This window comes from Streptomyces sp. NPDC045846, assembly GCF_056431605.1.
Genome location: NZ_JBWKKJ010000003.1, coordinates 296729 through 309816, shown reverse-complemented (window position 1 = coordinate 309816; position 13088 = coordinate 296729). Strand labels below are relative to the sequence as shown.

Genomic DNA, 13088 nt, shown 5'->3' with positions numbered 1-13088 from the left:
GGAGGGGGTCGGGGGACATGGTCGCTGTTTTGCTCGGGGGCTGAGGGGCACCCGGGCCTACGTGACACCGTCGGCCCCGAAAGCGGGCCGAGAGCGGTCAGGCGCCCCCGTCTGCCGGAAAAGGCCCACCGGGATCAGAAATCTTGCCCGGGCGCGGAAACGCGACGAGGCCGAAAATGACCGGAGACGGCGGTGACGCATACACAGGGCCGCGACCCACGCGGCGCATCGAAGAAGGGAGCGGAGCCATGCAGGTGGCATTTCTCGTGGCGACAGAGGGCATCGAACAGATCGAGCTGACGGAACCGTGGAAGGCCGTCACCGGCGCGGGTCACACCGCGAAGCTCGTGTCGACCGACTCCGGGAAGGTGCAGGCCTTCAACCACCTGGACAAGGCCGATACGTTCCCCGTCGACGTGACCGTGGCTCAGGCCCGGCCGGACGACTTCGCCGCTCTGGTCCTGCCCGGCGGCGTCGCCAACCCCGACGCGCTGCGCATGGACGAGGACGCGGTCGCCTTCGCGAAGGGGTTCTTCGACGCGGGCAAGCCGGTCGCCGCCATCTGCCACGCGCCCTGGACGCTCGTCGAGGCCGACGTACTGCGCGGTCGCACCCTGACCTCCTGGCCGAGCCTGCGGACCGACATCACCAACGCGGGCGGCACCTGGGTCGACGAGCCGGTGAAGGTCTGCACCAGCGGCCCCAACACCCTGATCACCAGCCGCAAGCCGGACGACCTCGAGGTCTTCTGCGACACCGTCCTCAAGACGCTGCGGGAGCTGGCGGGTTGACCCCTCGGGGGCCCGGCCCGTTCCCGGCGCATCGATGAGCCGGAGGCCGCAGCGGGGTGCCCGGCAACCAAGCGAAGGACCGGGCCCCGCCGTCCGACCGGGGCGGGAGCGGCAGAAAAGGAGACACCCGTGCCCAGCGCGGCCAAGGGAGAGGCGACGGACGCATGAGCAACCCCGAGCAGACACACCACGACGCCCTCCGCACGGGGGACCACGTGCGCGGCGACGGCGCGCTGCGCACCCGCCGGATCGCGGCCCTGGTCACCGACGGGGTGGACGCGGAGCGATTCACCGCCGTACGGGAGCGGCTGGCCGCCGAGGGCGCCATCGTCGAGGCCGTCGCCTCACACGGAGGCGAGGACGGGGGTGCCGGGCCCCTGGTGGACCGGGCAATGCCCACGCTCTCCTCGGACCTCTACGACGCGGTGCTGCTGCCGGACGGGGCGGACCCGGACGTCCTCACGGCCGATCCGTATGCCATGGGCTTCCTGCGGGACTGCTATCTGCACGGCAGGGCGGTGGGCGCGCTGGGCTCCGGCATCCTGGTCCTCGCGGCGCTCGGCGGCGTCGTGCCCGGCGCCGGCGCGGACCCCGAGGAATCGGGCAGCGGGCTCGCGGCGCAGCTCGACGGCGTGGTCACCGGATCGGCCCGGGGAGCGCACGGGACGGACGCCGAGTTCACCGACGCCTTCGCCGAGGCGGTAGCCGCCGACCGCCACTGGAACCGGCCGCCGCTGCCCTCCCCCTGAGCCCGGAGTACCCGGCCAGGGGGGCGCTCCGGCGGAGCCCACCTTTCACGGAAACGCGTTGCTCCAGCTGGCCGCACGCAGGACAGGGCCCCGTTTCCCACAGCGGACTCAGGGGCAGTGGGGGCGTCATGGATCAGTCGAAGGCGCCCGTCCTGGAGGCTCTTCAGGCCGCCCCCGGGACGCCTTCTTCGCCCGCACCGAACAGGTGCCGTGGCAGCAGGCGGAGGGGCGGGTCAGCGCGGAGATGCTCACTCCTTATCCGCCGGGGATCCCCGCGGCGCTGCCCGGCGAGCGGCTCAACGCCGAGGTTCTGAGGTATCTGCGGCAGCGGCATCGACGCGGGCATGGTCGTCCCGGACGCGGCGGACTCGAAGGTGTGCGGCGTGCGGGTCGTGGCGGAAGACTGGGCCTCGGCGGAGCACGCTCCGCACTGCCCGGTGGGCCCGCGGGCAGAGGCACGTCAACAGCTCCACCCGTCCCGTCGAACCGGTCCGGGTCTGAACGCAAGGGACCAGGGTGACCCGCACATCCGTATCGTCGAGCTCCGCGCACCCTCCCCCTCCGCAGACGCTGCGCGAGTACGCGCTGATCGCGGACGGGGAGCGGGGCGCCCTCATCGGCCCGCACGGGGACATCGCCTGGATGTGCATGCCGCGCTGGGACTCCGACGCCGTCTTCAGCACGCTCATCGGCGGGCCCGGCCACTATGCGCTCGGTCCCGTGGGCCGGTACGTGTGGGGCGGCTACTACGAGAACGGCAGCCTCATCTGGCGCAGCCGCTGGATCACCGAGAACGGCATCGTGGAGTGCCGCGAGGCCCTCGCCCTCCCCGCGGACCCGCACCGGGCGGTCCTGCTGCGCCGCATCCACGCCGTCACCGGGGAGGCCCGCCTCACCGTCAGCCTGGCCCCCGCCGCGGGCTTCGGCTCCGACCGGTCCCAGCAGCCGCACTGCGACGAGGACGGCACGTGGAGCGCCCGCACCGGAAGCCTTCGCTGGCGCTGGAGCGGCGTACCGCAGGCGCGCCCCGCCCGGTTCGGCCACCGCGGCGGCCTGACGGCGACGCTGACGCTCCAGCCGGGCGAGCGGCGCGACCTCGTCCTGGAGATGTCGGAGCACGCCCTGCCGGACCCCCCTGACGCGGGCGGCCTGTGGGACGCCACGAAAGAGGCCTGGGCCCGCGAGGTCCCCACACTCGAACACACCCTCGCCCCCGAGGACGCACGGCACGCCTACACCGTGATGCGCGGCCTCACCAGCGCCTCGGGCGGCATGGCCGCGGCCGTCACCACCAGCCTTCCCGAACGGGCCGAGGCCGGTCGCAACTACGACTACCGCTACGTCTGGATCCGCGACCAGTGCTATGCCGGGCAGGCGGCCGCCGCCGCGGGCGGCCACCCCCTGCTGGCCGGCGCCGTCCGGTTCGTCGCGGCCCGCCTGCACCAGGACGGGCCCACGATGGCGCCCGCCTACACGGTCGCCGGAGAGCCCGTGCCCGCCCAGCGCGAGCTCGGTCTGCCGGGCTACCCCGGCGGCGGCAGCCGGGTGGGCAACCGGGTCAACCGCCAGTTCCAGCTCGACGTCTTCGGCGAGGCGCTGCTCCTGTTCGCCGCCGCCCACCGGCACGGCCGCCTGGACGCCGACGGCTGGCGGGCGGTGGACATCGCGGCCGACGCCGTCGTCCGGCGCCGCGGCGAAGCCGACGCGGGCATCTGGGAACTCGATGAGCAGCACTGGACCCACAGCAGGCTGATCTGTGTGGCCGGGCTGCGGGCCGTCGCCCAGGTGGCCCCGTCCGCCGGCAAAGCCGCAGCGTGGGCGTCGCTCGCCGACACCATCCTCGCGGAGACGACGGCCGACAGCCTTCATCCGTCGGGCCGTTGGCAGCGCTCCACGAACGACGGCGCCCTGGACGCCGCGCTGCTCCTGCCGCCGCTGCGCGGAGCGCTGGCGGCCGACGACCCGCGGACCGTCAGCACCCTGCGGTCCTACGCCGAGGAGCTCACCCGCGACCACTACGCCTACCGCTTCCGCCATGACGAGCGCCCGCTGGAGGAGGCCGAAGGCGCCTTCCTGCTCTGCGGCCATCTGATGGCGCTCGCCGAACACCAACAGGGCAACCAGGTCGAGGCCGTGCGATGGTTCGAACGCAACCGTTCCGCCTGTGGTCCGCCCGGACTGTTCGCCGAGGAGTACGACATCAGCCAGCGCCAGCTCCGCGGCAACCTGCCCCAGGCCTTCGTGCACGCGATCATGCTGGAGAGCGCCGTCCGCCTCGCTGCCCCACCGGATCCCGGCCGATGACGAGGGAAGGTGTGGAGGGTGCCCGAGTTCGCTGACCCTCTCCTCGATTTCGCGCGCCGTCGCCGGGAACCGGCGGTGGTGCAGACGCTGCGCTCCACGGCGGCCGCGGTCATCTCCTATGTGGTGGCCCTCCATCTGAGCAGCGAACCCGCCCCGCTCACCGCCCCGCTGACGGCCCTGCTCGTCGTGCAGGTCACCCTCTTCACCACCCTGGTCACCGCCGTGCGCAGGGTGAACTCCGTGGTGGTGGGCGTGCTCCTGGCCATCGGCTTCAGTGCCCTGGTGGGCCTGACCTGGTGGAGCCTGGGGCTGATCATCCTGGTGGCGCTGGTGGTCGGGCGCTATGTGAAGGCGGGCGAGTTCGTCCCCGAGGTGGCGATCAGCGCGATGCTCGTCCTCGGTGTGACACGGGTGTCGGCGACCGCCTGGGACCGCGTCTTGGAGACGCTGATCGGCGCGGGCGTCGGCATGCTGTTCAACGTGCTGCTCGCGCCGCCCGTCTGGGTCGAGTCCGCGGCCGGAGCCATCGAGGAGCTCGCCGCGCGGATGCGGCGGCTGCTGCTGGACCTGGGGGAGGAGGTCGGCGGCCACACGCCGGTCGCCCAGGCGGCCGCCCGGCTGCACGAAGCGCGCCGGCTCGACCACGACATCGTGCGGGTGGACGCCTCGCTGCGGCAGGCCGAGGACAGCCTCCGGCTCAACCCGCGCGTCAAGGAAGGGCTGCTGTCACGGGTGGTGCTGCGCACCGGCCTGGACGCCCTGGAGATCTCGGCGGTGGTGCTGCGGGTGGTGTGCCGGTCGTTCACCGACCTCGCCAAGGAGCGTACGGGGGAACGGCTCTTCGAACCGGAGGTGGGGCACGCCCTGAAGGACGTCTTCGAGCATCTGGCCCGGGCCGTGGAGAGTTTCGCCGTACTGATCACCACGCAGGTCAGCGCGAACGCCGAGGAGGCGGAGGACCGGCTGGCGGCGGAGCTGACGGCGGGGCGCGTGAGCCGGGACCGCGTCGCCGACCTGCTGCTCGCCCAGGTGCAGCGGCACCCCCGGCAGTGGCAGCTGCACGGCGCGCTGCTCGCGGAGATCGACCGGATCCTCGACGAACTCGACGTCGAGAAGCGCTCCCAGCGCCTGGTCGAGGAGCTCGACCGGCAGTCGCGGGAACAGCGCGAGCGCTACCGTCTGGTCGGCCGCGTCCGCCAGCGCCTGCGGGCGCGGGAGCCCGAGGAGGAGCGGAGCGTGTGACCCCGCCGCGCCGCGCGAGCTATCGGGCGTACGGGTCGGGGACGGCGCCGGGACGGGCCAGGAAGGCGAGGTCGCAGCCGGTGTCGGCCTGGGTGACCTGATCGGCGTACAGGGCCGCGTACCCGCGCTCGAACCGGGCGGGCGGTGGCGCCCACGCGGCCCGGCGGTGGCTCAACTCCTCGTTCGCCACGAGTAGTTGGAGGCTTCTGGCCTCGATGTCGAGGGTGATGAGGTCGTCGGTGCGGACGAGGGCGAGTGGTCCGCCCACATGGGACTCGGGAGTTCGCGGTAGTCGTCGAAGACGACCGCCGGGCCGGTGTGTCTGAGCAGGCGCGGCTCGCAGGCGATGCGCTTGATCACCGCGCCGTCCGGGCACAGGTTTCCGCGCAGCACCGTGAGGCCGCCCTCGGCCGGTCTCGGGGCCGGATGACGTCGTCGTCGTGGACCTCGGCCGCGGCGAGCTGGGAGCGCAGGGTGTCGTGGGCTGGATCCGCGAGAGCAGCCCGGGCAGCCCGCCCGCGAGGGGGAAGTCCTCCATGAGGTGGGTGTCGCCGCCGGGCCGCACGTGGCGGGAGGGGTACTGCGTCCGGCGGGAGGGTGACGGACCATACTGGTCGGGCCCTGATCTCCGACAGAACGATTCCATGGCCAAGAACAGTTCTTTTGCGACCACTGTCCCTGATTCCGTGTGGCTGGGGCGCGGGCGTCATGTGGGGCCTGAGCCCGAGCGTGATGTGCGGCGCAACCTGATCGCTTTGAGGGCGGCGGGGGTGATTGATGATTTCGTGGAGCTGGATCCGGTGGAGGCGGCGGCTTCGTCGGTGTTGTATCCGCGGGGGGAGGAGGCGGATGCGGGTCCGTTGGCGCGGCGGGTGTTCGAGGCGCGGTGGCGGGCCGGCGGGGTGGTGGTGCGGGCGCAGCTGACCTTGTTCGGGGCGGAGGGGCGGCGGCGTGAGGACGAGGGTGTGGGCTGGGTGCTGGCCGCGGAGGCGGAGGGTGCGTGGCAGGAGGGCTGGGCCTCGCCTGCGACGGTGTTCTGGCCGGACAGTGATCAGGTCGCCTGGGATCATGATGTGGTGGCGGGGGTGCGGCTGCGGTCGGCCAATGCGCTGCCCCGGGATGATGACGCGTTGCGGCGCCGGGTGCGGGAGTGTGTGCGGGACAGCTGGTTTGTGCATGTGGTGGTGCATGAGGCGATGACGCCGGATGTGGTGGGGCAGCGGCCGGTGTCGGTGTTCTTGCCGCCGGGGTTGCGGCATCGGGTGGTGGAGCACCGGGCGTCGCCGGAGCTGGCGCAGATCGCGGATTTCGCGTTGAAGCGGGAGCTGGGGGTGCGGCTGCCGCGGGGTGGGGCGGTGGTGCTGCCGTCGGCGGGGCTGGGTGCGGATTATGATCCGGGGCGTTTTTCGGTGCGCAATGTGTTTCTGGATGGTTCGGAGCCGGTGGAGTTGGTGGGGCGGATCCGGGAGTTCGCGGTGTTGCCGCGGGCGTTGGGTGAGGAGGCGCAGGGGGCGCTGGGGCGGTTGCGGCGGGGCTGGCATCTTCTGACGGAGCAGGAGGAGCTGGTGCATGCGCGGGCGATGGTGGAGCGGTACGCGCAGGCGTTGGAGGCGATGACGGACTCGCGGGACCGTTATCGCGAGGCGGCCGAGGCCGCGCATGCCGCGCTCGCCGAGGCGAGCGGCGGGGAGGGGATGCCGCTGCTGGGCGGACCCAAGCCCCTCAAGGGCGAGGCGTCCCCGCTCGGCGCCCTCACCAAGGCACTGGGCCGCCTGCGAGGACCGAACAAGTAGAACGACGCCGAGCTGGGCACCGTACAGCGCTCATGGGGTGCGGTGGCCCAGTGTGAGCGCCAACTCCCGTTGGCCCGGGTCGAGATCAGCCCGAGCCGTGAGGACCACCGGGCCTCTGGGGGGTCGTCAGGCGCGGCAGGGCAGCATCTCCAGCAGGGGATTGCTGAGGCGGTCCGCCCGGAAGTCCGCGCCGACCTTCGCCACGCCGGCGCGGGGTCCCTTCAGTGAAACCCACGTCACTCTGCCGAGCCAACTACCCGCAGGGCAGTGCTGGCACGGGATGGACCGCCATCGGGCTCCCCGAGCGGTGCGGCCCTCGCGGACAAGGGCGGGCTAACCTGCCTGCCTCAGGGGGTGGGCGGCCAGGAAATCCAGGACGGCGCTGCCGGCTTCCGCGCGCCTCTCCAGGAAGTACGCGTGGCGTGCCCCGGTGAGCAGACGCAGGGTCGCGCCCGGGATGCGTCCGGCGAGCAGGGCGCCGTTGGCGGAAGGCGTCAGCCGGTCGTCGGTCCCGTGCAGGACCAGGGTCGGCGCGCTGACGCGCGGCAGCAGCGCCCATGCGTCGTGCTGGGCGCTGGCGCGGCGGTGCGCGCGTCGCGCACGGTCGCTCATGGCGGGGTCGCCGAGCACCGGGAGCGGGCCGGGATGGGACTGCCGCCACTGCGGGCCCACCATCAGATCCGTGAGCGTCTCGGCCGTGTCGTCCCTGGTCAGCGCGGTGGTCACCGCGGCATCACTGGCCACCGTGCCGTCTCCACCGCCGCTGGTGCAGCCCAGGACAAGGGCGCCGACCCGGTGGGGGTGGTCGACGGCGAGCCACTGCGCGACCCGCCCGCCCATCGACGTGCCGTACACGTGAGCGCGCTCGACTCCGAGTTCGTCGAGTACCGCGATCACGTCGCGGGCGAACCGGCGCGTGCTCCACTCGGCGTCGCGCGGGCTGTCGCTGGTCCCGGTGCCGAGGCAGTCGAGGGTGACCGTGGTGTAGGCGGACGAGAAGTCGGCCCGGACGGTGTCCCACCACCGGCGGGAGTTCGCCTGTCCCGCGAGCAGGACGAGCGGTTCGCCGGAGCCGCAGGAGTCGAAACCGATCCGGGCTCCGTCAGCGGCCGTCGCATGTCCGTCGCGGGTCGGGGGCTGGGTGGACACGTGGGGGTTCTCCTCGGTTGTTCGGGCCGGCTGGCGCGGACGGTCCGCCGTTGCAGCGGGGCCGAGCCCGGGTGTGTTGCTCCCGGCCGCGCGGGGTTTAGGCAGCAAAGCCCCGGGTGCGTACGGGAGTTGGGGCTCAGTCGATCCGCGCCGGAAGCGGGGCGAACGTCAGGTCGGCGGCACGGGCGATGACCTCGACGTCGCGGCCGAGGGCCCATTGGCAACGCGGGAGACGGTGGCGGCCGGGATCGCGTCGCTGATGCCGGGCGCCGCGGGGATGTTCTGCGTCGCGTGGGCGTCGTGCGGAAGGACCACGCGGTAGCCCCGTTCCAGCGCCGTCCGGGCGGTCGCCTGGACGCACATCTCGGACATCATTCCGCAGACGGCGAGCGCCTCGACCCGGGTCGCGGTCAACAGGCTCCCCAGCGATGTTCCGGCGAACCCGTCGTCCCTGGTCTTGCGGATCACGACTTCGGTGGGGCCGGTCTCGATCGGATGGTGGAGCTCCCAGCCGGGCGTCAGTGGTTCGTCGTCCGCCTCGGGCTGCCCGTCGTTCTGGAGGTGGACCACCAGCGCCCCGGCCTTACGGGCCCGGGCGATGAGGTCGGCCGTGCGGTCGAGCAGCCGGGCGGCGTCGGGCACCGCCCCTGGCCCGTCGACCGAAGCCGACTGGACATCCACCACGAGCAGGGCTTGGACGGGAACCACGTGATCACTCATGGCGTCATCATGTCCCGTCGGGGCGGCCGTCTCCACAGGGTTACGGTGGAGCGTGCGACCGCCCACGGGCGCCCGGCGGCTCGATGCGCGAGAGACACGGCTGTGTGACGCTGCATCAGCAAAAGGCGTTCGGCTCGGGCGGGATCAGCCGGCCTCGTCGGCGATCGGGCACATCGCCTCGTCGCGCAGTTGCTCGCAGCACTGTCTGAGCAGGCGGCACACCTGCATCTGGGAGATGCCGAGCTCGCGGCCGATGTTCTTCTGGGTCATGCCCTGGAAGTAGCGCAGGTACAGGATCCGCCGTTCGCGGGCGGGCAGTGCGTGGAGTCCGGGTTTGACGGACTCGCGCTCCACGAGGGTGTCGAGCGCCGGGTCGTCCGCGCCGATCGCGTCGCCCAGGGTGCAGGGCGCCTCGGTGGCGCTCTGCTCGGCATCGAGGGAGAGGGCGCTGAAACTGTGCAGGGCTTCCAGGCCCGTGCGCACCTCGCTCTCGGTCAGGCCGGTGTGCCGGGCGAGGTCCGGGGCGCTGGGCTCGTCGGTCCCCGCCGCCTGGAGCTCATGGCGGGCTTCGCGGACCTGGTTGCGGAGTTCCTGTACGCGGCGCGGCACGTGGAGCGTCCACATGTGGTCCCGGAAATGGCGCTTGATCTCGCCGGTGATGGTCGGTATCGCATAGCCGATGAACGCGGTGCCGTGCTCGGGATCGAACCCGTCGACGGCCTTGAGCAGGCCGACCGCCGCGATCTGGCACAGATCCTGCGGAGACTCGCCCCGGTTGCGGTAGCGTCCGGCGAGCCGCCGCGACAGGGGCAGCCACGCGGTGACCAACTCCTCGCGCAGAGCGGCCCGTTCATCTCCCTCGGGGAGGGCCGCGAGCCGTCCGAAAGCCTCATCGGTGTGCGGGGTGTCGTCGTACCTGCGGCGGGCGGCACAGCGAGTGGACATGGCTTCCGCTCCTCGGCGCGAGGTTTTCCGGAGGAAGGAACGTGGTGCGCGCAAAAGGTCCCGGCGCTGTTCATTCCGTCGGGGCGTATGTCCGCTGGAGCGGGCCTTATACATTCCGCGGGGCGCGACTCGCGGCGCGGCGGAACAATTAGCGGTGTGTGTGCGGCGGATTGCGTACGGTGTCTCGCGGAATTCCCCGTACAGGGCCGCCAGATGCGAGCGCTGGGGAGCTTGGTGCTTCAGGCGGTGTGGGTTCGGTCCGTGATCAGGTCGAGCACGGCGGGCATGCCGCCCTCGGCGAAGGCCTGGAGTTGCCGGTCCGCTCCGGTTCCTTCGCGCAGGAGCCGGTGCAGCAAGGAGTTGACTTCGCGGGCGTCGCCCGCCGCTTCCAGGGCGGGGCCGATGTGCGAGGCGAGCATGCACAGCACGTCGCCGCATCTGCGCAGCCGGCCGGTGGGATCGATGAGCTTGCCGCTGAGCCCGTCGCGGGCGGCGCGCCAGGTTGCCGCTTGGAGGAGTTCCTGCGGGATCTCCGGGACGGGCTCGCCGTCCTTCTGCTCGCGCATCGCCGTCGCCACCAGGGCCCGTACGACACCGGCGAGCATCACGGCCTCGTCCACCTTCAACTGGACGTCCAGACAGCGGATTTCGACGGTGGGGTAGCGCTCGGACAGCCGGGCATGCCAGTAGAGCTGGCCGTTGTCCAGGACCGCTCCGGCGGTGTTGAGCGCGTTCACGCGGGACTCGTAGTCGTCGATGTCGGCGAAGCGCGGCGGAGGGCCGCTCACCGGCCAGCGGCCGAAGACCAGGGTGCGCCAGCTGGCGAACCCGGTGGCGCGGCCGTCCCACAGCGGCGAGTTGGCCGACAGGGCGAGCAGGGTGGGCAGCCAGACCCGGATCCGGTTCAGCACGGCGACGCCCACCTCGCGGTCCGGGACCGCGACGTGGACGTGCATGCCGTTGATCAGCTGCTCGTCGACGAGCTGCGCGGCGCTGGTGTGCATGGCCTGGTAGCGCGGCCGATCGGTGACGGGCACCGGTGCCGCGCCGAGGTGGGGCGCGGCCGCGACCGGTGCCAACCGGCAGCCGAGTTCCTCGGCCGCGGCCGCAACGGCGTGCCGCAGCCGCAGCAGGTGGCCGCCGGCCTCCTCCAGCGCCATGCAGATGGGCGTGGCCACCTCCACCTGCGCCTGGAGCAGTTCCGGTTGCACCTCCTCCTCGTCGGCGACGGGGCCGAGGTCCGCGGCGGCGCGTACTTCTTCGGAGCGCGCGACGGGGAGGCCTGTGACGGGGTCCACCAGCAGATACTCTTCTTCGACCCCAAACGTGATCATGGTGTCCAGATACCCCGTGGGCACCGTGTGAACCGGATTCACCGTGTCAGCTCCGGCGTCGGTGGCTGGTGTCGCACCACGGGTAGCGGCGGCTGCGCCGACAGGTGCACAGCGCGACCACACAGCGCTCCGAGACGGCGGTGGTGCCGTCTTCGAGCACGACTTCCACGGGGCCCTCGACGAGGAGCGGCCCCTCGCGGCGCAGCTGGATGCGCCGGTTCTCGTCAGACGGGACGTTCGGCACGGATCACCACCAGCTCCTCTGTCGTCTCGCCGTCCTCGATCAGGCCCTGCCCCGCGAGCCACGCGCTGCGCGAGCGCAGCACCGGCCCGAACGGGATGGACCGGCGGGCCGCCACCGACGCCTTGAGCCCTTCCTCCCGCAGCTCGGCGAGCGTCGACTCGGCGCCGCTGAGCGCGGAGTGGACGAGCAGGAGCACGCCACCGGGCCGCAGCCGCAGGGGGGCCTCGCGGCAGATGCGGCGCAGCAGGAGGCGGCCGTCCCCTCCCGCGTCCCAGGCCTGGGCGGGGCCGTGCCTGGGGGCGGTGGGGCGGTCCGCCGGTACGTAGGGCGGGTTGCTCAGGATGAGGTCGTAGGAGCGTTCCGCCACCGGCGCCAGCAGGTTGCCCCGCAGCACGTTGACGGGCAGCCCGGCCAGTCGCGCGTTGAGACGGGTGCTGAGCACCGCGCGCCACGAGATGTCGACCGCCGTGACCCGGGCGCCGCGGCGGGCCGCCGCCAGGGCGAGCGCGCCGGTGCCGGTGCCGATGTCGAGGACTTCGGCGCCCTGCGGCACCGGCTCGTCGCGCAGCGTCTCCGCCAGCAGGGCGGTGTCGTCCTGCGGGCCGTACACACCAGGGAGAGCGATAAGATTCACCTTCCCCGCGTACCCGGCAATTCGGGATAGATCTATTGAATTCGATGTTTATTGCGCCGGGGTGCCTGCCGGGGCGGGAAGCGGGATCCGCAGCGAGGTGTTGCCGGCCCGCCAGCATGCGAGCAGGTGGTCGCCGAAACGGTCCTCGAGGAACACGGTGGCGTCGATGCCGAACACGATGTCCGCCGCGAGCCGCGGCTCCTCCTCCAGCAGACCGCCGACCACCTCGTGGCGCACGACCTGTTCGTGCACCGCGTCGGCCTCCACGTGCTCGGTGTAGAAGAACTCGGCGGCCGGGCCCGCGCCGGCCCGCTTCATGGCCAGCGCCAGCCGTCGCGAGGCGGGCGACGAGGTGACCTCCAGGGTGGCGAAGTGGCCGACGAGCGCGCCGCGCAGGGAGCGGCGCAGCCCGAACAGCGACATGAGGTTCACCGTGGCCAGCATCTGGGCCGACGCGGCCTCCAGGTAGTGGCCGTACTCGGTGTCCAGGCCGAGGTCGTCCATGAGGTCGGCGAAGAGCCGGGCGTGCACCCGCTCGGCGCGTCCGCCTCCGAACTCGTCGAACTCCACCGCGGCCATCCCCGCCTTCGCCCGGCCCCACAGCCGCGGGAGCACCCAGGCGTGTGGATCGGCCTCCTTCAGGTGGTACAGCGAACGCTGGGCGGCGTACTCGCGCAGCTGCCACAGCTCGCCCTCGTCCTGGAGGTGGTGCGAGACGCCGGTGCCGTGGACCGGCTCCACGAGCAGTTCGCCGAAGGCTTCGTCGACGTCGTCGTGCCCGCGTGCCGCGTCGTGGCGCAGCGCCGTGAGGAACCGATCCTCCAGCAGGCGGCGCGCCCCGATCAGGGCCGGATCCCACTCGCACTCCTCGTCCACCCCGGCGAAGCCGCGGTAGTGCGGCTCGTAGGAGACGTACAGGGCGAGCTGCAGATCGTCGCCGTAGGGCTGCGCCCGTGCGGCGGCTTTCTCGTCGGGGAGGGGGGTGACACCGCCGCGCAGGTGATCGATCAGTGCCGCGGAGAGTTCACCGCGGGCCTCTGGCAGGGCGGGGCCGTGTTGCTGGGTGGTCATGGTCTACGCCTACCCGGTGCGGGCCGCGCGCAACGCTCACCCGTCGGTCGGTCCCGCTGATTCAGAAGAGCCGCACCGGGTACTGATGCGGCACCGCCCGTGCACCCCGCGG

Annotated in this window: 11 protein-coding genes and 3 pseudogenes; 6 read left to right on the top strand and 8 right to left on the bottom strand. The window is 72.4% G+C overall.

The genetic code is table 11. The features are described from left to right. Positions 1-248: 248 nt before the first annotated feature. The 5 genes and pseudogenes from AC07F3_RS10445 to AC07F3_RS10425 all read left to right on the top strand — a co-directional run bounded on the left by AC07F3_RS10445 (position 249) and on the right by AC07F3_RS10425 (position 5086). Positions 249-791 carry a type 1 glutamine amidotransferase domain-containing protein gene (locus AC07F3_RS10445; protein ID WP_479112451.1) on the top strand — a complete coding sequence of 181 codons (543 nt, stop codon included), beginning with the start codon at positions 249-251 and terminating at the stop codon, positions 789-791. Between the two features lie 164 nt (positions 792-955). Then, on the top strand, positions 956-1540 hold the full coding sequence (locus tag AC07F3_RS10440; protein ID WP_479112449.1) for a DJ-1/PfpI family protein: 585 nt from the start codon (positions 956-958) through the stop codon (positions 1538-1540). A 172-nt stretch (positions 1541-1712) separates the two neighbouring features. Continuing rightward, a pseudogene (locus AC07F3_RS10435) lies at positions 1713-1941 on the top strand (Orn/Lys/Arg family decarboxylase); the annotation flags it as partial. A 115-nt stretch (positions 1942-2056) separates the two neighbouring features. Next, positions 2057-3844: a glycoside hydrolase family 15 protein gene (locus AC07F3_RS10430; protein ID WP_479112448.1), complete on the top strand. Its 1788-nt coding sequence runs from the start codon at positions 2057-2059 to the stop codon at positions 3842-3844. A gap of 18 nt (positions 3845-3862) precedes the next feature. After that, positions 3863-5086 (top strand): FUSC family protein, encoded by a 1224-nt coding sequence (locus AC07F3_RS10425; protein ID WP_479112446.1) that lies wholly within the window; start codon positions 3863-3865, stop codon positions 5084-5086. A 19-nt stretch (positions 5087-5105) separates the two neighbouring features. On the opposite strand, the pseudogene AC07F3_RS10420 reads toward AC07F3_RS10425, so the two are convergent. Next, positions 5106-5654: pseudogene (locus AC07F3_RS10420) on the bottom strand (dihydroxy-acid dehydratase); the annotation flags it as partial. Positions 5655-5730: 76 nt separating this feature from the next. Here AC07F3_RS10420 and AC07F3_RS10415 point away from each other — a divergent pair. Next, positions 5731-6879 carry a hypothetical protein gene (locus AC07F3_RS10415; RefSeq protein WP_479112444.1) on the top strand — a complete coding sequence of 383 codons (1149 nt, stop codon included), beginning with the start codon at positions 5731-5733 and terminating at the stop codon, positions 6877-6879. Positions 6880-7212: 333 nt separating this feature from the next. On the opposite strand, the gene AC07F3_RS10410 is transcribed toward AC07F3_RS10415, so the two are convergent. The 7 genes and pseudogenes from AC07F3_RS10410 to AC07F3_RS10380 all read right to left on the bottom strand — a co-directional run bounded on the left by AC07F3_RS10410 (position 7213) and on the right by AC07F3_RS10380 (position 12976). Next, positions 7213-8028 carry an alpha/beta fold hydrolase gene (locus AC07F3_RS10410; RefSeq protein WP_479112442.1) on the bottom strand — a complete coding sequence of 272 codons (816 nt, stop codon included), beginning with the start codon at positions 8026-8028 and terminating at the stop codon, positions 7213-7215. Between the two features lie 136 nt (positions 8029-8164). Beyond that, a pseudogene (locus tag AC07F3_RS10405) lies at positions 8165-8748 on the bottom strand (isochorismatase family protein). A gap of 144 nt (positions 8749-8892) precedes the next feature. Then, complete coding sequence (locus tag AC07F3_RS10400) at positions 8893-9693, bottom strand: SigB/SigF/SigG family RNA polymerase sigma factor (protein WP_479112440.1); 801 nt, start codon at positions 9691-9693, stop codon at positions 8893-8895. A gap of 239 nt (positions 9694-9932) precedes the next feature. Beyond that, on the bottom strand, positions 9933-11027 hold the full coding sequence (locus tag AC07F3_RS10395) for a carboxylate-amine ligase (protein WP_479112438.1): 1095 nt from the start codon (positions 11025-11027) through the stop codon (positions 9933-9935). A 46-nt stretch (positions 11028-11073) separates the two neighbouring features. Then, positions 11074-11271 (bottom strand): CDGSH iron-sulfur domain-containing protein, encoded by a 198-nt coding sequence (locus tag AC07F3_RS10390; protein ID WP_114037574.1) that lies wholly within the window; start codon positions 11269-11271, stop codon positions 11074-11076. Further along, the gene (locus AC07F3_RS10385) at positions 11252-11905 is read right to left on the bottom strand and encodes a HemK2/MTQ2 family protein methyltransferase (protein ID WP_479112436.1); all 654 of its coding nucleotides are present in this window, start codon (positions 11903-11905) and stop codon (positions 11252-11254) included. Before AC07F3_RS10385 ends, AC07F3_RS10390 begins: the two co-directional genes overlap by 20 nt. Before the next feature lie 48 nt (positions 11906-11953). After that, positions 11954-12976, bottom strand: coding sequence for an iron-containing redox enzyme family protein (locus AC07F3_RS10380; protein WP_479112434.1), 1023 nt, complete (start codon positions 12974-12976; stop codon positions 11954-11956). Between the last annotated feature and the right edge of the window lie 112 nt (positions 12977-13088).